The organism is Aphanothece hegewaldii CCALA 016, from assembly GCF_003007785.1.
Classification (GTDB): Bacteria; Cyanobacteriota; Cyanobacteriia; order Cyanobacteriales; family Microcystaceae; genus Chroococcus; species Chroococcus hegewaldii.
In genome coordinates, this window is sequence record NZ_PXOH01000002.1 from 251053 (window position 1) to 273494 (window position 22442).

26 protein-coding genes and 1 tRNA gene are annotated in these 22442 nt (G+C 37.2%); 10 read left to right on the plus strand and 17 right to left on the minus strand.

What is annotated here, in order from left to right:
* Positions 1-56 precede the first annotated feature (56 nt).
* From ppc to minC, 5 genes are all read right to left on the minus strand, one after another.
* Positions 57-3113, minus strand: coding sequence for a phosphoenolpyruvate carboxylase (ppc, locus tag C7H19_RS03095; RefSeq protein ID WP_106455487.1), 3057 nt, complete (start codon positions 3111-3113; stop codon positions 57-59).
* Between the two features lie 90 nt (positions 3114-3203).
* Complete coding sequence (locus C7H19_RS03100) at positions 3204-3398, minus strand: hypothetical protein (RefSeq protein WP_106455419.1); 195 nt, start codon at positions 3396-3398, stop codon at positions 3204-3206.
* A gap of 5 nt (positions 3399-3403) precedes the next feature.
* Positions 3404-3691, minus strand: coding sequence for a cell division topological specificity factor MinE (gene minE, locus C7H19_RS03105; protein WP_106455420.1), 288 nt, complete (start codon positions 3689-3691; stop codon positions 3404-3406).
* Positions 3692-3732: 41 nt separating this feature from the next.
* Positions 3733-4533: a septum site-determining protein MinD gene (minD, locus tag C7H19_RS03110; RefSeq protein ID WP_106455421.1), complete on the minus strand. Its 801-nt coding sequence runs from the start codon at positions 4531-4533 to the stop codon at positions 3733-3735.
* Positions 4534-4562: 29 nt separating this feature from the next.
* Positions 4563-5459, minus strand: a complete 897-nt coding sequence (minC, locus tag C7H19_RS03115; protein WP_106455422.1) for a septum site-determining protein MinC — start codon at positions 5457-5459, stop codon at positions 4563-4565.
* A 322-nt stretch (positions 5460-5781) separates the two neighbouring features.
* Between minC and C7H19_RS03120 the strand changes: the two genes are divergently transcribed.
* A complete protein-coding gene (locus tag C7H19_RS03120; protein ID WP_106455423.1) occupies positions 5782-6249 on the plus strand; it encodes a hypothetical protein in 468 nt (155 codons plus the stop codon).
* Positions 6250-6321: 72 nt separating this feature from the next.
* Here the strand turns inward: C7H19_RS03120 and C7H19_RS03125 are convergent, their stop codons facing one another.
* Positions 6322-7425 (minus strand): class I SAM-dependent methyltransferase, encoded by a 1104-nt coding sequence (locus C7H19_RS03125; protein ID WP_106455424.1) that lies wholly within the window; start codon positions 7423-7425, stop codon positions 6322-6324.
* A 235-nt stretch (positions 7426-7660) separates the two neighbouring features.
* Between C7H19_RS03125 and C7H19_RS26175 the strand changes: the two genes are divergently transcribed.
* Positions 7661-7813 carry an HAD-IIB family hydrolase gene (locus C7H19_RS26175; RefSeq protein WP_146136486.1) on the plus strand — a complete coding sequence of 51 codons (153 nt, stop codon included), beginning with the start codon at positions 7661-7663 and terminating at the stop codon, positions 7811-7813.
* A gap of 214 nt (positions 7814-8027) precedes the next feature.
* On the opposite strand, the gene C7H19_RS03135 is transcribed toward C7H19_RS26175, so the two are convergent.
* Positions 8028-9344: a four-carbon acid sugar kinase family protein gene (locus tag C7H19_RS03135; RefSeq protein ID WP_106455425.1), complete on the minus strand. Its 1317-nt coding sequence runs from the start codon at positions 9342-9344 to the stop codon at positions 8028-8030.
* A gap of 465 nt (positions 9345-9809) precedes the next feature.
* On the opposite strand from C7H19_RS03135, the gene C7H19_RS03140 reads away from it, so the two are divergent.
* Entirely contained in the window at positions 9810-10820 is a 1011-nt protein-coding gene (locus tag C7H19_RS03140) for a LysR family transcriptional regulator (protein ID WP_106455426.1), read from the plus strand.
* 35 nt (positions 10821-10855) lie between these two features.
* Positions 10856-11824 carry a M48 family metalloprotease gene (locus C7H19_RS03145; RefSeq protein ID WP_106455427.1) on the plus strand — a complete coding sequence of 323 codons (969 nt, stop codon included), beginning with the start codon at positions 10856-10858 and terminating at the stop codon, positions 11822-11824.
* Here C7H19_RS03145 and C7H19_RS03150 read toward each other — a convergent pair.
* The 5 genes from C7H19_RS03150 to C7H19_RS03170 all read right to left on the minus strand — a co-directional run bounded on the left by C7H19_RS03150 (position 11821) and on the right by C7H19_RS03170 (position 15203).
* Positions 11821-12210: a YidH family protein gene (locus C7H19_RS03150; protein ID WP_106455428.1), complete on the minus strand. Its 390-nt coding sequence runs from the start codon at positions 12208-12210 to the stop codon at positions 11821-11823. The genes C7H19_RS03145 and C7H19_RS03150 overlap by 4 nt on opposite strands.
* Positions 12207-12641 (minus strand): YidH family protein, encoded by a 435-nt coding sequence (locus C7H19_RS03155; protein ID WP_106455429.1) that lies wholly within the window; start codon positions 12639-12641, stop codon positions 12207-12209. The genes C7H19_RS03150 and C7H19_RS03155 overlap by 4 nt, the downstream gene beginning before the upstream one ends.
* A gap of 137 nt (positions 12642-12778) precedes the next feature.
* Positions 12779-13969, minus strand: a complete 1191-nt coding sequence (locus tag C7H19_RS03160; protein WP_106455430.1) for a TRC40/GET3/ArsA family transport-energizing ATPase — start codon at positions 13967-13969, stop codon at positions 12779-12781.
* Between the two features lie 53 nt (positions 13970-14022).
* Complete coding sequence (locus tag C7H19_RS03165; RefSeq protein WP_106455431.1) at positions 14023-14406, minus strand: DUF2358 domain-containing protein; 384 nt, start codon at positions 14404-14406, stop codon at positions 14023-14025.
* Between the two features lie 14 nt (positions 14407-14420).
* Positions 14421-15203: an endonuclease/exonuclease/phosphatase family protein gene (locus tag C7H19_RS03170; protein ID WP_106455432.1), complete on the minus strand. Its 783-nt coding sequence runs from the start codon at positions 15201-15203 to the stop codon at positions 14421-14423.
* Between the two features lie 94 nt (positions 15204-15297).
* Here C7H19_RS03170 and C7H19_RS03175 point away from each other — a divergent pair, with 94 nt between their 5' ends.
* The 4 genes from C7H19_RS03175 (at position 15298) to C7H19_RS03190 (ending at position 18073) form a co-directional block, all read left to right on the plus strand.
* Complete coding sequence (locus tag C7H19_RS03175; RefSeq protein WP_106455433.1) at positions 15298-15930, plus strand: restriction endonuclease subunit R; 633 nt, start codon at positions 15298-15300, stop codon at positions 15928-15930.
* Between the two features lies 1 nt (position 15931).
* Positions 15932-16891, plus strand: a complete 960-nt coding sequence (locus C7H19_RS03180) for an Npun_F2552 family protein (RefSeq protein WP_106455434.1) — start codon at positions 15932-15934, stop codon at positions 16889-16891.
* A gap of 364 nt (positions 16892-17255) precedes the next feature.
* Positions 17256-17453, plus strand: a complete 198-nt coding sequence (locus C7H19_RS27340) for a TLTLP motif-containing protein (protein WP_106455435.1) — start codon at positions 17256-17258, stop codon at positions 17451-17453.
* A 107-nt stretch (positions 17454-17560) separates the two neighbouring features.
* Positions 17561-18073 carry an inorganic diphosphatase gene (locus tag C7H19_RS03190; protein ID WP_106455436.1) on the plus strand — a complete coding sequence of 171 codons (513 nt, stop codon included), beginning with the start codon at positions 17561-17563 and terminating at the stop codon, positions 18071-18073.
* Between the two features lie 89 nt (positions 18074-18162).
* Here the strand turns inward: C7H19_RS03190 and C7H19_RS03195 are convergent, their stop codons facing one another.
* The gene (locus C7H19_RS03195; protein WP_106455437.1) at positions 18163-18648 is read right to left on the minus strand and encodes a glutathione peroxidase; all 486 of its coding nucleotides are present in this window, start codon (positions 18646-18648) and stop codon (positions 18163-18165) included.
* 125 nt (positions 18649-18773) lie between these two features.
* Between C7H19_RS03195 and C7H19_RS03200 the strand changes: the two genes are divergently transcribed.
* Positions 18774-19637, plus strand: a complete 864-nt coding sequence (locus tag C7H19_RS03200; protein WP_106455438.1) for a dienelactone hydrolase family protein — start codon at positions 18774-18776, stop codon at positions 19635-19637.
* A gap of 4 nt (positions 19638-19641) precedes the next feature.
* On the opposite strand, the gene C7H19_RS03205 is transcribed toward C7H19_RS03200, so the two are convergent.
* Positions 19642-20205 carry a Uma2 family endonuclease gene (locus tag C7H19_RS03205; RefSeq protein WP_106455439.1) on the minus strand — a complete coding sequence of 188 codons (564 nt, stop codon included), beginning with the start codon at positions 20203-20205 and terminating at the stop codon, positions 19642-19644.
* 85 nt (positions 20206-20290) lie between these two features.
* Between C7H19_RS03205 and C7H19_RS03210 the strand changes: the two genes are divergently transcribed.
* Positions 20291-20764: a hypothetical protein gene (locus C7H19_RS03210; RefSeq protein WP_245927254.1), complete on the plus strand. Its 474-nt coding sequence runs from the start codon at positions 20291-20293 to the stop codon at positions 20762-20764.
* Here the strand turns inward: C7H19_RS03210 and C7H19_RS03215 are convergent.
* The 3 genes from C7H19_RS03215 to C7H19_RS03225 form a co-directional block, all read right to left on the minus strand.
* On the minus strand, positions 20728-21432 hold the full coding sequence (locus tag C7H19_RS03215; RefSeq protein WP_106455489.1) for a lipoate--protein ligase family protein: 705 nt from the start codon (positions 21430-21432) through the stop codon (positions 20728-20730). The two genes, C7H19_RS03210 and C7H19_RS03215, sit on opposite strands and share 37 nt — an antisense overlap.
* 66 nt (positions 21433-21498) lie before the next feature.
* A complete protein-coding gene (locus tag C7H19_RS03220) occupies positions 21499-21978 on the minus strand; it encodes a YbjN domain-containing protein (RefSeq protein WP_106455440.1) in 480 nt (159 codons plus the stop codon).
* A 350-nt stretch (positions 21979-22328) separates the two neighbouring features.
* A tRNA-Ala gene (locus C7H19_RS03225) sits at positions 22329-22401 on the minus strand.
* Positions 22402-22442 lie beyond the last annotated feature (41 nt).

Consider the following 22442-nt stretch of genomic DNA (forward strand, 5'->3'; position numbering starts at 1 on the left):
GTGCATCAATTATCATTTACAAAACTTTACTGATGACTGATGACTGTTAACTGAAATCAGCCCGTATTTCTCATTCCTGCCGCAATACCATTAATAGTTAACATCGCACCTCGTAAGAGATCTTCTTTGTTATAACGATAATGAATAATTGCTGACTGAGCTTGGAACTGACGTAAACGTTTAATCAAAGAGACTTGTAAAAAGCCCAAAGGAAGAATTGAGCGATTTCGTAAATCGACAGAACGTTGTAAATTGGGATCACCATCGAGCAAACGGCCATGACCTGTAATCGCTTGAATCAGAGTCCGAGTTAGATGATATTCTTCTGAAATACGATCGTATAGCCGTTCAAAACGTTCCTTGTCTTCGGGTTTCGATAACTCTTCCACATAATGACGCGCCATCTGTAAATCAACTTTTGATAGCGTCATTTCGACTTTGGAGATGACTACTTTAAAAAACGGCCATTTAAAATAGTAATAGCGTAACAGTTTGAGATTTTCTTCGGGATCTTGCACCAAAAACAATTCTAACGCCGTTCCCACGCCATACCATGCAGGTAATAAAAAGCGGCTTTGTGTCCAACTAAAAACCCAAGGAATAGCTCTTAGGGTACTTAAATCTTGTTTTCCGCTTTTCCGTCTAGCTGGACGAGAACTAATCTGTAATTGGCTAATTTCGGGAATGGGTGTCACGGACAAGAAAAAGTCGATAAAATCGGGATCTTCATAAATTAATTGACGATAGACTTTTCTAGAAGTGCTGGATAAATCTTCCATAATTCTATTCCAAGGTTCGATATCATCAAAACCACTCCCCAATAAACTCGACTGAATAACCGCCGTTACCATCGTTTCTAGGTTATACAAAGCCAATTCGGGCAAAGAATACTTAGAGGCTAAAACTTCCCCTTGTTCAGTAATCTTGATTCGTCCATTTACTGTGGCTCTTGGTTGCGCTAAAATCGCTGCATAGGATGGACCACCGCCTCGACCGACTGAGCCACCGCGTCCATGAAACAAACGTAAGTTAACTCGATAAGCTTGGGCGACTTTGTGTAAGGCTTTTTGGGCTTTGTGAATTTCCCAGTTACTACTTAAAAAACCCGAATCTTTATTACTGTCTGAGTAACCGACCATGATTTCTTGTAGGTTAGCGGGTTGCAGGACACTCGGCGGTAATTCTTGATCACAATTTCCTTTTAGCTGTTCGATGTAGTCGTAACCCCCGGCTAAAGTCGCCCGATACAAAGGTAATTCAAACAACGTTTGCATGATCTTAGGGGCGTTTTTGAGGTCATCAACCGTTTCAAAAAGTGGGGCAATGCGAACCGTTGAAGTACTGGTCGCTGGGTCATAAAGTCCCGCTTCCTGGGCAAGCAGAAGAACTTCTAGAACGTCGCTTGCTTCATTGGTCATGCTGATAATGTAAGTCTGGCAAATTTCTAAGCCAAACTCAATTTGTAATTGTTTGAGCATTTTCAGGGTATCGATCGTTTCGCGGGTTCTTTCGCTAAACGGCATATCCTGAGTGATCAAAGGGCGACGACTTTTGAGTTCGGCGGCTAACCAAGCAATACGTTCTGTTTCCGAGAGTTCGGTATAGGGTTTGGGCAGAATTTCGATATATTCGGCGATTTCTGCGATCGCTTCGGCGTGACGAGTTGATTCTTGTCTAAAATCGAGTTGAGCGAGATTAAAGCCGAAAATTTCTACTTGAGTGATCAAATTAGTTAACTCAATACAAGTTAACCCCGTTGCTTCTAAACTACGTTGAATTAAACGAAGATCTTCTAGAAAGTCATTTCCTGTTTTGTAGTAATTGAGGTCTTTTTGGCGGCTTAAAAGTTGTCTTTCTTCAGGATTTGTTAAACGTTGATTTCGCTTGATGGTATTTTCTAGACGAGTTTGAATGTAGGCTAATTTGAGCCGATAGGGTTCTTGGCGATAACGCAGGGCTAGATTATCATAAATTTCTGGCATATCCTGTTTATCTTGTTCGAGTGAATCAATCAAATCGGTTAGGATGCTACACCAATGACGAGACGGACTCAAAACCGCCGATAATTCTCCCATCGAATGGAGATATTTATCGAGGACTTTGCCTCTTTGGTAACAGGCTGTATCCCATGTGACTTCTGGGGTTACGAAGGGGTTACCATCACGATCGCCACCTACCCAAGAACCAAATCGACAGAAATTATTTTTTGGCGGACGCAAAGACGGAAAGGAACTTTGTAAACTTTTTTTAAGACGGCCAGCTAGTTGGGGAATTGCCTCAAACAGAACTTCATCGAAATAATGTAGAGCATAGTCTACTTCATCTAAAACCGTTGGTTTAAATTGATGTAGTTCATCTGTACGCCACCAAAGGCGAATTTCTTCCATCAATTGTTCTTTAGCGGCGATCGATTCCCAGGAGTTGCTTAAACCCATACCGCGAAAAGATTCTTCAGCCTGATCGAGTTTGCGAAGAATATTAGCAATGCGTCTTTGTTTACGACGAATAGTATGACGGACGATTTCAGTCGGATGGGCTGTAAAAACTAAACAAACATCGAGTTCATCGAGTAAACGCTGGATTTGTTGAGGTGGGACATTAAGTTGTTTAAGATAGGGAAAAAGCCAGTGAAACAAGCCAGCTTTTTGGAAAGAATCATCGTCTGACCAGTTTTTTTCGAGCCAGTCTTTACCAACGGTTTCGGCAATTAGTGAATCTTCGGCTTGTTCTTTTGTTTTCTCTTTGTTTTGTTTTTTTTCTTCATGATAAGTAGCACGACGCGACAGTTGTTGATCTCGCTGTTCGTAGTGTTGTTCAACGATATTAACCAACTGAAAATAGAGAGCAAAAGCGCGAGATGCTTTAACGGCATCATCTAGATCTAATTCTTCAATCAGTGCGCTGATCGAAGACGCTAAATTTTCTCCTTTGTGTCCATCAGCCGAACAAATCGATCGCAGTTGGTTTAGTAAATCAACGAGAGCCTGTCCGCATTCTACCTGTAAAACTGCTTGCCACAAGTCTTCGACTAATTTCAGCCGTTGTTGGAGAAACAAATCCGAAGTCGAAAAATAATTCATTGCAGTTTCACACTCTGGGACGAGAACATTCATAGAAACCTCAAGACGCTTATCGATTTTAATCATAGTATCGATAAGGGAATCTCTGTAAAGTCATTGTGATCACAATTCTTTAATAACTTTTTAGGATTCTGATGAGGTTTGGTCTTCTTTGCTGGGAAAGTTAAGGACTGGTAAGCGATCGCCTCGAAAGACTTCTTCGCTGTTTTTTCCTGCTTCAGTCAACCATTCTGAAACCGATCGTAACCCTAAATAGGCCAATAAAAAAGGGCTGGTGGCTAAACTCAACCAAAAAGATGTCGTTGTCGATTTTTTCATTTTTTTTAGGTTTCGGGTGGGATGTCTTGTTTAATGCGCCGGATGGGTAAGTTAGCAATAAGGGCTGTCACTCGCTGATCACTTTCTAGCGATAGTTCGGTTTCGCCAGGGTCGATTTCAACGTAGCGGTTTACCACTTCTAGAATATCTTTTCGCATTGATTCTAACATTTCTGGACTAATGCCAGATCGATCATGAGCAATCACTAATTTAAGACGTTTTTTCGCGGTTTCTCCGCTTTTGATCGGGTTACGCCATGAAAACAGTCGTTCTAGTAGTTCACTAATTACCATGTTGGTGAGTGGATCACATAGGATAGGGTTGATAAACAATTTTAAGGACCAAAGAAACGACGACGAAGACGTGTGAGTAGGGTATCATGAGCCGCCATTAAGTCTAAAAAGGGAACTAGATCGCCTTCTAAACGTTTGGCTATATTTTTAAAGGCTAACCCCGGTAAAGATAGTTTTTCTTCTAATACGAGAGGTTCGCCTTTGTTGGTTGAAACAATAATACGCTGATCATCAGGGATAATCCCCAGTAAGGGAATCACTAAAAGATCTAAAATATCTTCAACGCTAATCATTTGGTTAAGCTGGATCATTTCGGGTCGTAGTCGGTTAACGATCAATTTAATACTTTTAATCGATTCATTTTCCAATAACCCAACCACTCGATCCGCATCTCGTACCGCCGCCATTTCTGGTGTTGTCACAATGATAGCTTCAGAAGCTGCCGCGATCGCATTTCTAAAGCCCATTTCGATCCCAGCAGGGCTATCGATCAATACATAATCATGGCTTTTGGAGAGTTGATCGACGATGATTTTCATCTGCTCTGGGGTTATTGCCTCTTTGTTGCGGTTTTGGGCGGCAGGTAATAGTACTAAATTCGGTTGACGTTTATCTCTAACTAAGGCTTTTTCTAAAGAACAATCTCCCGCTATGACATCGATCGCTGTATATACGATACGCTGTTCTAATCCCAAGAGTAAATCTAAATTTCTTAATCCAAAATCTGCATCAACTAGGGCAACTTTACAGCCTAGCTGAGTGAGGGCTGATCCTAAGTTAGCGGTTGTTGTCGTTTTTCCTACGCCCCCTTTCCCAGAGGTAATAACAATGACTCGACTCATAATATTTTCATTAATTAAGTTTATAAAAATTAACGTTCTTTTTCTGACGTTACCTTAATTGGCTTCATTAAAAACGTTTTAGACAAATTATAAGCTTGTGTGATGCGAATTCCTTCCGGACTAATATAAGCAATTTCGGGGTCATATTGATTGGGAGATTGAGCCGGCGATCGCGCTACTCGATCCGCGATGCGTAACTGGGTGGGTTCCATGCGTAAAGCCATAATACGGCTTTCGGTGTTGCCGTTTGCTCCTGCATGGGCTACCCCGCGTAAGGTTCCCCAAATAATAATATCGCCATCTGCGATCACATCTCCCCCTGGATTTACATCACCGACAATTATGATTGTTCCAGGGTGTCTAATTTCAACACCCGATCGCACTGTTGTTTTTAGGTACAATGGATCTGCTAAAAGAGGTTGTGTGATTTTTGGTTCCTCAATTAGAGACGGTGAAATCTGAATTTGTTCTACTGAATAACCTGCCGTTACAGCAGCTACAGCCGTTTGACGGCGCGAAGTCCGAACACATTTTAAGACTAGATCGGCTTCTTGTAAAATATCTGATAAGATTTGTAACTGTCTTGTGTCAAGTAAGCGATCTTGTGGTACTAAATATACAGGAGTTTGACTAGCCCAGGTTTTTTCGTGATTAAGAAGAGAATATTTTAAGCCAGAGCAAAGCTGTGCCCAATCATTACCCGTTTCTGTTGATTGGAGTTTGGGTAAAATGATCTCAAGTCGATCGCTCCAAGTTTTTAGATGTACTTGAACATAGCGTTCAATAATGGGGCGTTCAATAATGGGGCGTTCAATAATGGGGGTAGAGGTAAGGGAGGAGTTTTCGGGGGGTTCGAGTGGTTCGAGTGGTTCGAGTGGTTCGAGTGACTCAGAATCATTTAGAGAAGTCGCAGGAGCAGAATCCATCGTTTAATCAAATTGCTTAGTATGTTCGATCTTAAAGTAAAGGTTGTCTTTTTGGGCTGACAATTCTAAGACATAAATCAGTAATCCTTGTTCCCAACAGCCTTTAGTCTTTAGCTGAGTTTATTTTTCCTAACCCCATCTAAAATGTAAATGTCTTTTTAGGAGGTGATGTTATACCTAATTATTAGTCAAAAATCCTTGTTTCAACTGTTTTTAGCTTTTATTCTTATTTTTAAATGGTTTTAATGACACCACATCCTGTAATCTTAGATTAATCTACTTCTAATCCCTTAAACTTTTGTCCTTTACTGATGAGGTTTTTATGTTTTCTCGTACCATTATTTTAGGGATTTTAGCTTCGCTTCTGGGCTTAAATTTACCCGTTCGCGCCGAAACCTGTACCCCTCTTACTTTAGTGGGCGGGCGGGGCAGCGAAATAACTAAGACTGTTGCTCAACCGACGATTCCTGGTCCTTTTGGGATTAAGATTACTCGCAATAATTGGAATACAGATTGGGCGGTTCCTGGGGGTATTCTTTTTAATCGCTATGTCGCTACTATGACATCTGCTGATGGCGGTACTTTTGACATCATTCTGTATCTCAAATACAGCGATCAAACCGAAGATGAATTCTTCAATAGCCGTCGTCTAGAATTGGCGGCGGGAAAACCCTTAATCATTGAGGCAACGCCGCGCCCCGAAGAACAACCCTTTCACGTCAATCTTTTCGTTAATGGGGTGGCTTCAATCGGTGAAACTTATACAGCTTCTGTCGTTGCTTGTCGCTAATAATTACTTTTTCTGAGGTTGGGGTAAAGTAGATCCAATGGCGACTTTTCACTCTTTACCACATCAAAAGTATTAGACAGGCTCCATTAAATATTGAGCGTTTCCTAATACTTTACCCTCATTTGCCTCGAAATATGCAATACACCAAAGTAAATAGAGTCTCCACATCCGACGGAATTTTTGATACTCCATGCCATAATCTAAGTTTTGTAATTGTGTTTGATGGTCATCAAAATTCTTTAGCCAAAATCGCAGCGTTTTCGCATAATTATAGCCGTTCAAATACCAGTGATTAATAACTTTGAGATCTCGCTTGGGTGCAAATGGCTCCTCATAACGCCAAACCCGCATTCTGGGGAAAATATATTTATCGATGAAAGGACTTGTACCATTATGAGGTAGTTTAAATGAAATGATATGATAAAATACTTTTCCTTCTTTTTTGAGAAATTTTGCGATTTTTTGCCAAGCTTGAGTTAAATTTCCGATATGCTCAAATAATCCGATCGCAATAATTCGATCAAATTGATTAGCCAACTGCACTGTATTAAAATCTTCTTCAATTAAGGTAAATCGTCCAGAACTTAGATAACTATCTGGCTCTTGCATTTTTTGACGCATATAATCACATTGAGTCTGACTGAGATTTAGTGCTGTCACTCGTACATTAGGGAACTTAGAGAGAATATAATTAGACGCTGATCCCCAACCACATCCAAGATCTAAAATTTCGTCTCCGTCGGTTATTCCTGCTTTTTGGATGACATCATCTAGCATCGCTTGTTGTGCTTCAATTAGGGTCGTTGCTTCTTTTTCCCATAAAGCTACAGTGTATTTAGGATAAATAAGCTTATTTTCGGTGAGCATAAGTCGAAAAAGCTCTGTAGGTAAGTTATATTGAACTCGCATCAGTTCCTTAGAGTTTTCGGCTAAAACTTCGCTTTCTTGTAAGATCCAATCATCGATTACGAGTAGGAAAGAAAAATGTTGATAAATCAGTGAGATAAGCGGTTTAAGAGTGTTTAAAACCAAAAAATCGGGTATTTCTAGACCATTGATATAGGCTTCGCTGACAGCCATTTGAAGCTTATTAGATAAGGCGATCGCACTATGAGGAATATTAGATGTAGTAGCCGAGTTTAAATAGTCTTGAGAGAGAGGTAATCTTAAATTCATTGAAGTTCTCCCTAAATTAATCTTATTTCTAAAAACCTCAATTTATAGCTTTACTTTTCCTTAATTTAGTTATAAAACTTCATATAAATCATCCATAAGGGTGAATGCTAGATCACACCTTGGGTGCGTGTCTTTATTGAAAAAGGTTATTTATTATTAGAAGTAATCATGAAAATCTAAATTAAACTATATTGGCGTTATTTTAGCCATAAAATCAATAATTACGATATTTTATATGCCTTATTTAGCAGTAGCCTCGGATTACGATGGAACCCTCGCCACTCATGGACAAGTATCAGAAGAAACTTTAGGATCTCTAAAACGTTTACGAGAATCTGGGCGAAAACTAATCTTAGTGACAGGACGAGAATTAAACGAACTTCGGTAAAGTATTTCCTGAGTTAGATTGGTTTGATGAGAATACTTGGCTGTATCATTTACATCAACAAGATTATTCTCGTTGGTTTCGAGAAGCAATTAAAGATGAAGCTTTAGCCGAAGAAACCTCACAAATTGAGAATAGTTCTGATTTATCAGCAACCGAAAGCCGCGATCGGATTAAAGAATTAATTGAAGAACGCTATACTTTACCTGCTTAAAAATCATTTTAACCGACGATAAACGGTGGCTAAACCCCCTGCATCTCCCACATTCCCTGGAAATAAAACTACAGGTAAATTTGGGAAATGGGGGTGATTTTCGGCGGTACGAACCATCGAACAACCAGCTAAAATTTGTCCTAATAATCGCGCTGATCTTAAATTTAAACCCGTACTTAAAACATCATTAGACGTAATGCCACCTTTACTAATTAAAAAACCAATATCTTTCGGTAAATTTTGCACAATATCCATCAATAATGCCGAAACTGCAACCCCAAAATCTAAACGTTGTTGTACTGTATCAAAAGTTAATTCCTGACGACTGGTATAGATAACAGGGGTTTGATTTGATTGATGTATTTGTTCGATTTTTTCTAAGGATTCTTGTAAAATTTCGTCGCGTTGTTCGGGATAATCTCGCAAACGCGTCACATCTATTTCTAGACCAAATGTATCAGATTCTTTGAGAAGATTTTCTAATTGTTCGGTGGTTTTTTTTACATGAGAACCGACAATGACTGCGCCCGCTTTATTTGTTGGTTTATATTTGGCCATTTCTTCTGCGGGAATTGGTTGCGGTCCGAGTTGAGCCAAAGATGTTAAAATACTAGCTGCACTGCGAAATAAAAATCGTTTTCCTGATGCAGTTGCTTGTAAGATATCTGTAGCGAATTTGTCTAAATCTGCTTGAATTTCTCCATCAACTACACCACATTGATTATTTTCTAAAGTTATTAATCGCTCTAAACTTCCTTGATGAATATCATTGAGGACAAAGCGTTCAACTTCACTAGATTTAATTCGTCCTTTGGTTTTTTCTTCCACATAATCGGGTAGATAACTATAATGATAGGCAAAGACAGAATCGCGGGCGAATTCAGTTTCATGAACAGGAGTCGCAACACCATTCATATATAGATAATGAATGCTCTCACGGGTTACTCTTCCGCCTTCAAAAAAAGCAGGAATGAGAAAATGTGCATCAAATTTTCCGAGTTCTTCAGCAATGACATCTGTTTCAATGGGATAATGTCCTCTAAGGGTAGAATCAGAACGACTAACTACTAAGAAATCTTGTATATTTTCGGCTTGTAATGCGATTTTCAGGTTACGACAAACTTCTTGAGTCACTTCGGCTGCTTTTTCGGGAGTTAAGGCGCGAGTATTGGTTAAAATAAAAAAGATCGGAACCTCATCGGTTAATCCTAAACGAAGTGTATCGACATCCCACTGCATCAAAAGTAAGCAACTGTGAACGGTTTGCGAACCCGTTGGATCATCATCAAGAACAATAATTTTAGGTTGACTTTTTGACATTTTTATGTATGATAAAGATTGAAGAATTTTACTCTAACATTTCATCGAGACTATTTATTATATTCTTTTAACTGTTCTAAATTACTGGCTTTGAGTTAATATTTTGTCTATAGTCAAAATGTAATCTAAAAGAAACGGATCATTGAATAGGTTCGACGGTTTAAGGAGCAATTTTTAATAACGACGATGGCACATTATTCTTAAAAAAATTTAATTTTTTATTCTTTAAGTGAGTAGGGATAATTGTTATACAGCAATCAGCCCGAAAAAAAGTAACATGGGAAAATTGTGAGCCATTTCGTTGAAAACTTCGATCCGATTCGCCATTTGATCCCCGTGTTGTGGTACTGTCAATGTCAGTGTATCAATGCAACAGTCGTGTTGCTGCTGTCGTCCTTTTTGCTTATAAGAAAGCTGGATTGTTGCTGATCGTCCTACTCCTTACACATTCCATGAGCCAAGCCTATGTCTGATATCCCTTTCACTCTAGATCAACTCAGAATTCTCAAGGCGATCGCTGCTGAAGGGAGTTTTAAACGAGCCGCCGATACGCTTTATGTTTCCCAACCTGCTGTTAGTTTACAAGTACAGAACCTAGAAAAGCAATTAAATGTACCGTTGTTTGATCGGGGTGGACGTAAGGCGCAATTGACAGAAGCCGGACATCTATTACTCAGTTATGGTGAGAAAATTATCACCCTGTGTCAAGAAACTTGTCGGGCGATCGAAGATTTACAAAATTTACAAGGTGGAACCCTCATTGTCGGGGCTTCTCAAACAACGGGTACATATTTACTACCTCGAATGATTGGGCATTTTCGCCACAAATACCCAGAAGTCACGGTACAACTCCAAGTACATTCTACCCGTCGCACGTCTTGGGGTGTTGCTAACGGACAAGTGGATCTTGCTATTATTGGGGGTGAAGTTCCCGCCGAACTACAAGAAACTTTACAAATTATTCCCTATGCTGATGATGAATTGGCGTTAATTTTGCCAGTTTCTCATCCCCTTTCAAAAGTCGAAATGATTCAAAAAGAAGATTTATATCGCTTAAAATTTATTACTCTTGACTCACAATCAACGATTCGTAAAGTCATTGATAAAGTATTAAGTCGTTGTGATATTGATACCAAACGTTTAAAAGTAGAAATGGAACTTAACTCGATTGAAGCGATAAAAAATGCCGTTCAATCGGGTTTAGGTGCTGCTTTTGTTTCAATCACAGCAATTGAAAAAGAATTACAAATGAATGTACTGCACGTTGCGCCGATCAAAGATGTTGAAGTCAGACGCACTTTATCGGTTATTCTTAATCCGAATCGATATCGTTCTAAAGCGGCTGAAGCTTTTGTTAGAGAAATTTTACCCGAATTTTCTACATATCCTGAATATTTAGCTCAAGCTGAATTAATACAAAATCCTAGTGCTCATCCCATTCATACTGAGATTTCGACGAATGGAAATGGGATTTAATAAAAACCATTCATTGATTTTTAATAATTAAACCAATGGCAAGTTATCCAGGTATTTCGAGTCAAGCGTTTAAACATCCATTAGATCAACAAGCCGAATTAGCTTTAAGAAGTGTTCCAGGTTTTGATCTTTTAGCGAGTCGTTTTTCTGAATATATTTATGAACGTCCGCAACAGATTTATTTAATGGGAAATAATCTTAAAGTCAACCCAAGACAATACTCGACGCTTTATGGAATTTATCGAGATTGTATTCAAGATTTAGATATTTATCCTGAACCATCGTTATATGTTAGCCAAAATCCTTTAGTAAATTCTTATTCCCTAGGACGCGAACACCCTTATATTGTAGTAAATACAGGTTTACTCGATTTACTCAATGAAGACGAAATCAGAACCGTAATGGCTCACGAATTAGGACATATTAAGTGTGATCATAGTATTCTAATTCAGATGTTTTTATGGGTAAGAAATACGGCTTCTTTTATTGGTGATATTACTCTAGGAATTGGTAAAATTATGACAACGGGTTTGATTTATGCTTTTTATGAATGGCGTAGAAAAGCAGAATTATCAGCAGATCGAGCCTCAATGTTAGTGATAGATGATGTTAATCTTATTTTTAAAACGATGATGAAATTAGCAGGAGGGAGTCAGAAATATGCTCATGAATGTAGTTTGCAAGAGTTTATTAAACAGTCTGATGATTATCATCGAATGGATGAAGATAGTTTAAATCAATTTTATAAAATTATGATTTATAACGGAGCAAATGATACTTTTTTAACTCATCCTTTTACGGTGGAAAGAGTTAGATATTTACAAGAGTGGTCAAATTCAGCACAATATCGTCAAATTAAACAAGGGAATTATCCAAAAGCTGGAAAAGAAGGCTCAATTAATGTTGATGCGACTCCAAAAAATCAAGAATCTGAAGATTTAAAGCAAAAAATTGCTGATTTACAGGCAGAAATTGAAAGAATTAGAAATGCTAAAAATAGCTAAGAATGTAAGATAATACTAATGATAAAAGTGACTAAGCCAAAAAGAATAACAGAACCGACAAGAGTTGTATAAAAAAGACGAGGTGGCTGATAATTCTCTTTTTGAATTGAATCTATTTCTGATAAATAGGCAAGAACCGCAGTAAATAATAAAAATATACCGATGGCAATGGCATTTAAACCAATAATTTGAGTAAATCGTGTATTAAGCAGTAAGTTATTATTAGGAAAAGAGCGATTAATTGCCAAAAAAATTTCATCAAAAGCAATCCCAAAACTAATTAAAGATAAACAATGTTGTATCCAAGTTGTTAAAGTTCGTTCGGCTGCTTCACGGTTACGCTCTTTCGCTAATTCATTCGTTGTACCGATGGGCTTTTGATTCATAATAAAGAGTGATGATTAGTCAAATAAGCCTTAATTAGAATACTAATAAACGCATAAATACCAATACAAATTAATGCGATCGCAACTGTTAAACCCAAAGAACGACGGGGCGTATAAAGATAATCTACACTACGTTGAATATGACGCAATTCTCTTTTATGTTCAATCGCTGCACTAATCATCGCATAAATTCCTAAAGCGATAAAAGATAGACCCAAAACACGAGAAAATCGAACATGATTTAAGTTTTCTGAGACTTTGTGAAAACTCAAAATAGCACCAACAATACTATCAATTCCAAAGCCAAAACTAATCAAAGAAAGACAAGTTCGTATCCAAGCCATCAAAGTTCGTTCAGCAGCAGCGCGGTTTCGTTCTTTGGCGAGTTCTGCTTGAATATTTGGCGTTTGACGAGGTGGAAGCTCATTCATAGATGAATTTATGATCTGATAAAAACATCTAATAGTTTAATCGATAAATATGGGGTAACGGTTTGGATACCTTAACCCTACAATATGATTATGGTTGATGTTGTAGGGAAATGATTTCCAAACCAAAGATTAGTCTTTTAAATGGCGACAGCACCCGTAAAGCGAATTTTTAGATAATCATCTTCCATTTTTGCACCATCTGGCTTTAACGCGGCTAAAGCTTGCGGTAGGACTAAATTTCGGCGATGATTACCGATACGGATATTTAGTTCGTCTCCAGTTTTATTGAGTTGAACTTGTTCTTTGGGAATTCCAGGTAAATACAATTCTAGGCTGTAGTTATTTTTGTCTTGAACGACACGAATTGTATTTTCTTTGTAATACACTTGTGTTGGATCTTCGTCTTGAGAGAAAAGGGTATTTTTTAAGCGTTCTAAGGCTTTTAAACCGCACATCTCCTCGGAGTATAGGGGAACTTCCTTGACGGGTAAAGGATGGAAATTATCGTAAATCTCTTGTTTATAAAATTGCTGATTTTCTTTCCATTTTTGGAAAAAAGGATCAGTCACTTCATTAGGAATGATGCGGTTAGCGACAATGAGATCTGTTGCGACGTTGTATAAGCTAAGATAAGCATGAGCGCGTAAAGACTCTTTAATTACCATTTTTTCGGGATTTGTCACCAAACGTACCGATGTTTGAGTATTATCGGTTAAAACTTTTTCTAATGCTTCGATTTGCTCGTAAAATTCATAGGGTGCATCCATCACCTCTTTATCGGGAAGTGAAAAACCTGCGATCGGTCGGAAAATTGGTTCTACAATAGGTCTTAATGCGGCTGACATTCCTTGTAAAGGTTTGTAAAATCTTCTCATATACCAGCCACTCACTTCGGGTAAACTCAACAGGCGTAGGGCGGTTCCAGTGGGCGCAGAATCGATAATTAGAACATCATAGGTTCCCTCATCGTAATGACGTTTCATCCGTACTAAGCCGAAAATTTCATCCATTCCAGGTAAAATGGCTAGTTCTTCTGCTTGGACTCCTTCTAAACCTCTTGCTTGCAAAACTTGGGTAATATAACGTTTTACAGCCCCCCAGTTTTGTTCTAACTCCATCAGTGCATCGAGTTCAGCCCCCCATAAGTTCGGGCTAACCTGTTTCGGCTCATGTCCTAATTCTAAATCAAAACTATCGGCTAAAGAATGCGCTGGATCGGTACTTAAAACAAGGGTTTTGTAACCTAGTTCTGCACATCGAAGCCCTGTAGCCGCCGCGACGGAGGTTTTACCGACACCCCCTTTACCTGTCATCAGAATTACACGCATGAGTCCCTTTATGAGAAAAATTTACAATACTTATTTTTATTATGACGATAAAATCAGCGTTTAGGGAATATATGCTGTTTAACTACATCCCATCGTGAACAATTCCAATAATCGACATGAGAAATAATTTTTTGATGCTCGTCTAAGGTTAACTCAGTTCGTCCAGGAATTGCGATCCGAGGTTGCCAAGGTAAAGGTGTTGTCCAATTGAGCGTCCATTTCATGTAAATTATATTTTGTTCAGGGTAAATTTCATGGAGATCCATTTTAATATTTTGGAAAAAAGTTCCCATAAATTGAATCATTGCTTTATATTTATTGATTCCGCGAAATTCATTTAAAGGATCTTTGAAATAAACTTCATCAGCATACAGATCATAGTGTTGATCAATAGGAAATCGCTGATAATCTTCTCGCAAAATTTGTATAATATCCATAGCTACCTTTAAGTTTAAAATAAAAATTCTCCAATGACTGGACAATGATCAGACGCGTAAATCTCTTCCCATTTGCCTTGATCAACTTTAATACTTTTTAACTCAACTCGACAATCATAATAAATGGTATCAATGGCTAAAAATGGTTCGTCTGTAAAATCATGAAAACTGAGTTGCTTAGATATTTCAATATTAAATAAACTATCTTTTAAGTAAATTTCATTCGATAAAGTTTGTAAAAAGGTTTTTCTTTCTATTGTATCGGGTGTTGAATTAAAATCACCAGTCAAAAATAAATAACTATTGCTTAAATCTAAATCACTCAAACGCTCTATAATTAATTTAGAACTAAGCTTTCTGGCGATTTCGCTATTGTGATCTAAATGGGTGTTGTAATGAATAATATTAATGTTTTCGTCTAATGTTTGGAATCTTCCCCAAGTCACCATACGCGGGTAACTATTTTTCCAATGTTGTGTTACACTTCCTAGAATTTCTGGCGTTTCACTGAGGAAAAAATCCCCCGTTTCTATACATTTTAAACGCTCAGTATTATAAAAAATTGTACACCTTTCCCCCGTATCATTTCCCGTTCTGTCGCGTCCAATACTTTGATAATTTGGTAACATTCGATGTAAGTCTAATAATTGATGAGCTTTACCTTCTTGTGTGCCAATTAAATCAGGTGCATAATGAGTAATTAAAGAGGCGAGCGCTTTTCTTCTAACTCTCCAATTTTTCTCATATGGATCTGGTTTATCATAACGAATATTGAGACTGATAATTTTGAGTAGCATTGTTAAAAAAAAGTTAATATTAAACCGCTTGTACTATTTTTTTATTACAATTAAAACTAAGATAATTCAAGAGTTTATTTTATTTTAGCGTATTATGACACCAACCCTATTTGCTCAATCAGTCGGTTTAGATGACTTAATTAGAAACTTTAATCTTCAACGAGTAGATGAGCAAGATTTTTTTTATGAATGGCAAGAAAGCTTACCTGATATCTCTGATTTTGAAAAACAGCAATTAGATAAGGTTAAAGCTGGGTATTGGAATTTACTTGATTATCCTCCTGTTTTAGAAGATATAGTGAGAATGACGATTTTAGATCCGATTTTGTTTATTGGAGATTTTTATCTAAAGCCTTTTTATCTTCGCTCTGAAGAACCTGTAGAAATTGTTACAGAAGACGAAGGAATAGTAATCAAAGGGAAGATGGATACATTAATTTTGAAAGAGCGGCTTTGGGTGATGGTGATTGAAGCAAAAAGATCATCTTATTCTGTAGAAGCAGGACTAGCGCAAATTTTAGCTTATATGTTAGCCAATCCTCAACCCGAAAAACCAAATTATGGCATGATTACCAATGGTGGTAGTTTTATGTTTATTAAACTGGTACAAGGAACGATTCCTCAGTATTGTAGATCACGTATATTTAATACTCTTAATCCTGGGAATGAATTGTATGATGTGCTTAGAGTACTCAAACATCTAACACAAATTGTGATTAATTCTTAATATGTACACAGTCAGTTTAAATCGTGCAAATTCCTATGATATTCCAACGTTATATTCTTCTCTCTTAAGTTTATTAGAACCCTTGGGAGGAATAACCGCGTTTGTTAAACCAGGAGACAGAGTATTACTGAAACCTAATTTATTGACAGGGAGTCGCCCAGGAAAAGAATGTATTACTCGTCCCGAACTGGTATACTGTGTAGCGAAGTTAGTAACTGAAGCAGGGGGCAAACCGTTTTTAGGAGATAGCCCAGCGTTTGGTAGTGCGATGGGAGTCGCCAAAGCAAATGGTTATCTTTCCTTGATGGAAGAGTTAGATATTCCGATTGTTGAATTTCACGGTAAACGCTACGAAACTGTTAGTAATGAGTTTAGTCATTTGCGTCTATCTAAAGAAGCGATCGATGCAGATATAGTCATTAATTTACCAAAAGTTAAATCTCACGTGCAACTTACTTTAACGTTGGGCGTAAAAAATCTTTTTGGTTGCGTACCTGGAAAAATGAAAGCATGGTGGCACATGGAAGCGGGCAAAGATGCAAACCGCTTTGGAGAGATGCTAGTAGAAACCGCAAAAGCAATTAACCCAGATTTAACCATTATAGATGGAATTATCGGGCATGAAGGCAATGGCCCCAGTGGCGGTGAACCGAAATTTTTGGGCATTTTAGGGGCTTCTACGGATGTATTTGCCTTAGATCGTGCGATGATTGAGTTATTAGGTGTAGAACCTCATCTAGTGCCTACTATTGCCGCGCAAATTCGTTTAGGGCATTGTAAAGAACTTTCTGAGATAGATTTTCCCCTTTTAAATCCCTCACAATTAAGGGTTGAGGATTGGAAATTACCAGAAGCATTAGTACCGATTGATTTTGGCTTACCTCGTGTGCTTCGTTCGACATTTAAACATCTTTACATCCGATTAATCAAAGAACCTTTAGCATCATATTCAAACAAATAAAAGCAATTTAATGATGGTTCGGTTAAATTGGCTACATCAAAACCCTAAATTTTATCGTAATCTCATTCATATAAAGACATAAAGTCAATATCACCCTCCGATTGCAAAAAAAAAGAATAGCTGAGGTCTTTACTGTGTAAACATCCTAGCTATTCTTATTATTTATGTTAAAAAATTTTAACGATTAAATCGACAAAGCGTAATTACACTTATTTCTTTAGATGTGCATGATGAATAATGATGTTTTTTTATTAAAGAAATGAAATTTTTTAATAGAAATGGGTACAATATAGTTAGAGAGAGTTGAAGAGTGAAAAAATCTTTCACAAAAAACTCTCTATGTCGAATTCACAAAAAAATTTTTATGGAATCTAGTAGTTCTTCAGTCAAAGCTTCTGAACCTCACAGTAATAGGTGGGCAAGCTTCATAGGAACGACTATTGCAATCTTAACCTTGACGATCCCTTTGTTAGCCATTAGTTACTACTCTTCACCCAATAGCGATTTACCATTGCAAAATAGTTCATCTCTACTGCTTCAATCCAATCCTCTTAAGGAATAACTATTTACCATCTATTCAGATTATCCCTCTTGTGGGTAAAATGCTTTTTTATGAGCAAGTCATCTAACTTGCTTTGATACTAAACTGTATAGCCTTCGGAGAGAATTGTGGATTTATCTCGTATTCCTGCTCAACCTAAATCTGGTTTAATCAATGTTTTAATCGAAATTCCTGCCGGAAGCAAAAATAAATATGAATTTGATAAAGATTTAAACGCTTTTGCTTTGGATCGTGTACTGTATGCGTCGGTACAGTATCCTTTTGATTATGGCTTTATACCGAATACTCTAGCCGATGATGGCGATCCACTTGATGGTATGGTGATTATGGATCAACCTACATTTCCGGGTTGTGTGATTGCCGCCCGTCCCATTGGTATGTTAGAAATGGTTGATGGTGGCGATCGAGATGAAAAAATTCTTTGTGTACCAGCAAAAGATCCCCGCTATGCCGAAGTAAAATCACTCAAAGATATTGCCCCGCATCGCTTAGAAGAGGTTGCCGAATTTTTTAGAACTTATAAAAACCTAGAAAAGAAAGTCACTGAAATTCTCGGATGGAAAGATGTTGATGAAGTTGCCGCTTTAGTCGAAAAATGTATTAAAGCTTATACCGAATAAATTAGTTAATGTGGTTTGGTTGCCAATTCCCGACAAATTAGACGAAAAATCTGATAATTTTCGGGTTTTAGTCGCCAAACCCAGTTTTTTTAACGATTTAATTCTTTTTCAATTGCTTGTACTAAATCAGAAGAATCAGGTGTGACACCACTTTTATAGCGGGCAACAACTTCACCGTTTTTATTGATTAAAAATTTCTCAAAGTTCCAAGAAACATCGCCTTTTGGTTCAACTGAATGGGTTAAACGATAATATAAAGGATGCTGCTGTGATCCGATCGCATGAACCTTATCAAAAAGATCAAAGCTTACGCCATAACTCGTTTCACAAAACTTAGCAATTTGTTCATTACTCCCAGGTTCTTGCGCCCCAAAATCATTGCAAGGAAACCCTAAAACCGCTAACCCTTGATCTTGATATTTTTTGTTCAATTGCTCCAAACCCCGATACTGAGACGTATAGCCACAATAAGAGGCAACATTAACAATTAGGAGAACTTTACCCAAATAATCGCTTAATGGCTGATCTTTTCCATTAATGGTTTTTACGGTGATATCGGAGATACTGTTACTCATCGCTTTAATTTACTAAACATAACTTTACATTTTATCTGAATTCGGTAATCTGTCTCTTGGATAGTTTCCTTAAAGACAGAAAACTGGCAAAATACAGCTTTAAACAAACTTAATGAGGTTAACTAATGCGTAAGTATCTCGGACTAGCTTTAATGGGTTTTCTAGTCATATTGCTAAGTACTGGACTATTTTCCCCAACTGTAGCACAAGAAACAGCCCGACAACTTTGGTCAGCCCATCAGAGCGATCGTCCGATTCCTACACCGATTATTGCACACAATCCCGAAGTTCCAGTCACAGGAAAAGCCGTCACCTATGGCACAATTAACGGAAAACCAATAACGGGATATCTTGCCACACCAAGTCAAAAAACAACCGCTTTACCCGCAATTATCGTCATTCATGAATGGTGGGGACTCAACGATAATATCAAAAAAATGACCCAGAATTTAGCCGGGCAAGGATACACCGCTTTAGCTGTTGATGTATACGGAGGAAAAGTAGCGGATAATCCAGATATGGCGATGAAATTAGTCACAGAGGCCCTAAAATCACCCGAAATTATTAAAGATAATCTTAGTCAAGCTTACACATATCTTCAACAAGAACAAAAAGCCCCGAAAATTGCGAGTATTGGCTGGTGTTTCGGTGGACGGTTATCATTAGATACAGCCTTATTATTTCCTAAAGATCTCGATGCAGCCGTTATTTACTACGGTGCAAACATGGAAACCAGCCCAGATAAGCTGAAAACGCTACAAATGCCCATTTTAGGAATTTTTGCTCAATTAGATAAAAATCCACCTGTAACCACTGTCAAACAATTTGACACGACTCTTAAAACATTAGGGAAACCTGCCGAAATTTACATTTATCCTAATGTAAATCATGCTTTTGCTAATCCTTCGGGCATGAATTATAACGCTGAAGCTGCCGAGGATGCTTGGCACAAAACAACCGTATTTTTAGAAAAACATCTGAAAAATTAAAAGACTAAACGGATAAAATTTCTCGAACACTTAAAGATAAATTGGGAAAAACTGAAGAAACAATTTTTTGCTCACCAGTATAAATCGTTTCTTCATATAATCCTTCATTTAAAATGAGGATAGAAACTTGATTTTTTAGAGGATCTACAATCCAATACTCAGGAATTTCTAAAGCTGCATATTCTGATCGTTTAAAGCGATAATCCCGTTTAATTGAATCGGGACTTACTATTTCTACTGCTAAAATGGGAGGAATTTGATCAATAGCTGATTGATCTAAGCATTCTGTAACTTGTTCTGAGTCATGAACTGAGACATCCATTAGACGAGATTTACGCCATCCTGTTCTTACTCCTGCTTCTCTAAGACAGATTAATGGCAAATTCATCTGTTTAATTTCTGCATCAAATGTCCGTTCAAGAAGTTTAGCAATCAATAAATGTCTAAATGTAGGAGGGTTCATCTGTTCAAGGCTACCATTAACTAATTCATAACGATTTTCTGTGCCATCATCATAGGTACAGTATTCCTCAAAAGTAAATAGCTGTTTTCGGGTTGTTGCTGTCATGGCTAAATCGAGAAATTAATACTAAAATTATATAACTGATTGAAAAGCGAAAGACAGTAAATTTTAAATCAGTTTCGTAAAAAGTGTGAATAAACATACATTAGATTTATCTGATATTTTGCAAAAAAAGCAAAAACAACAAGTTTTTAAACCTTTAAAATGGACAATTATTTTAGGTTTATTAACTGGATTGATTTATCTAGGTTTTCAATTTGCTTTACCTTGGCATTGGCAATTATTTTTTAGATGGTTAGTACGCGGTGGTGATGTTAATACTATTCCGACATCTTTAGCTCAAGAATTAAATAATTTGTGTCAAACTGCTAACCGAAGTCATCATGTGAATGGATATAATGGAAGTAAAGCAATAGCTTATTCTTTAGGGAAATTTGAATGCAAATTATCGAGAGATCAAAAATTTTGGTTAATTTATGATATTTATGGTTTTGATTCGACTAAAGAAGCGATGAAAGGAACACCGATCGCTGTATTAATGATTAAATTAGCTGGTCAGGATTATACTTATAAAATTAAGGCTTCTATTCCCAAAAAATCATAAAAAATTTTAATTTGTTGCCACTCGGAGTCGGAAAGTGGCTGATAAATTAAGTCAATATTAAAACACTGACAAGCCGATTTTATTAAAGTATCAATAATCACAGAAATTGTTTCAAAATTGAAGTGAGAAAAAGGTAAATTGACTTTAGGAGGAGAACAATTAAAAACTTGCTCAAATAGATTATTATCAGGATTTAATACCATTGAGCCATGTTGTAGAATATTGTTTCCTTGGCGAAGTTGTGCGCTACCAATAAATTTATTATTGTGTTGATCGACTAAATCTGCATTCGTCGCTGTGGCAAAACAATTGGGATGATGAATATATCCACGTTCTGCCTGACCATAGTGTAACTCAACACCGAGCGATCGCCATCCTTGGATTAAAAATTCGCAGATTTGCTGATAAACATGGTTAAAATGACCAAAAAAGCCAGAACACACCACCATATAAGTTAAATCGCCCTGATGCAAGACCGCACGACCTCCAGTAGGACGACGCACCAGATCAATTGATTTTGAGTGCCATGTTAAATTAGACCAATGGCTAGGATAACGTTTTTGATGATAGCCCAGAGAAATAGCGACTGGCGACCAAGTGTAAAAACGGAGTGTAGGAGGATGTAAACCTTGGCGATGTTGATGGAATAGCCATTTATCTACAGCCATTTGCACTTGTCCAGATGCTTCTAGTAAAGGAATAAACCGCCAAGTCGTTTCTCGGTTCAATATTATTTAATTTCCTCCAAAGGTCTCTTTTAGCATCTCATCATTATCATCGGCAATTGTCGCAACCAAAGTAATAGCGCGAGAAATTTCTTCAGCCGACAAGTCTGCTACCGTTCTTTGAGAGAGAACCACCACCTGTTCATTCATTATACCAAAGCGTGATTCATAAGTTTGAGACCAATTCATTTCTAACAGCTTACGCATTAATTCCAATTCATTTTTAACGGGAAATTTTAAAACCGATGCCCAAACCGTGAATAAATCTTCGTCAGTTTCTCCCGATAGTTGTACAAAGACTTCTACAGAACCATATTCAAATTTCCAAAGATTACCACTCTCTGTCTGACTAACCATTGCACTATTGTTTTGTGCCAGACTTGAAATCACCGTTTCGATAACTTCTTTGTGAGTGCTATTATCGGCAACAAAGTTATCCGTGATTTCTTCTAAAGTTTCAGAGTTCATTACTGGATTTTCAGATGTCATAATTTTTTTAAGTGAATCCAAATAAAATTATTATACTCTTTGTGGTGTTGATACTTATCAGTATAATATTAAAATTATTTAATACTACAAAATTACTGTCTATTTCTAAACTTTCTTGAGCATTCTTGCTATTTTTTATAAATTAATTGCTTAACAAATTAAGTTAAATAGTGATGAGATTTAAGCAAAAATTAATAATTAGTTAATCTACTTTTGCCATTAGGAAGTTTAACGGCTTGAAATTGCTCATTGTCTGTCTATGAATAATTGTCTGTACAAGACATCATAGAATAATGTTTAATTTTTCTTAAAAAAAATCAAAGTGTTACAAACATTCTTTAACTAACTTATGGAGGTTAGCGGACTCGAACCGCTGACATCCTGCTTGCAAAGCAGGCGCTCTACCAACTGAGCTAAACCCCCGTGAGGCTTTTTTTTACCGCCTTTGCTATTATACACACATA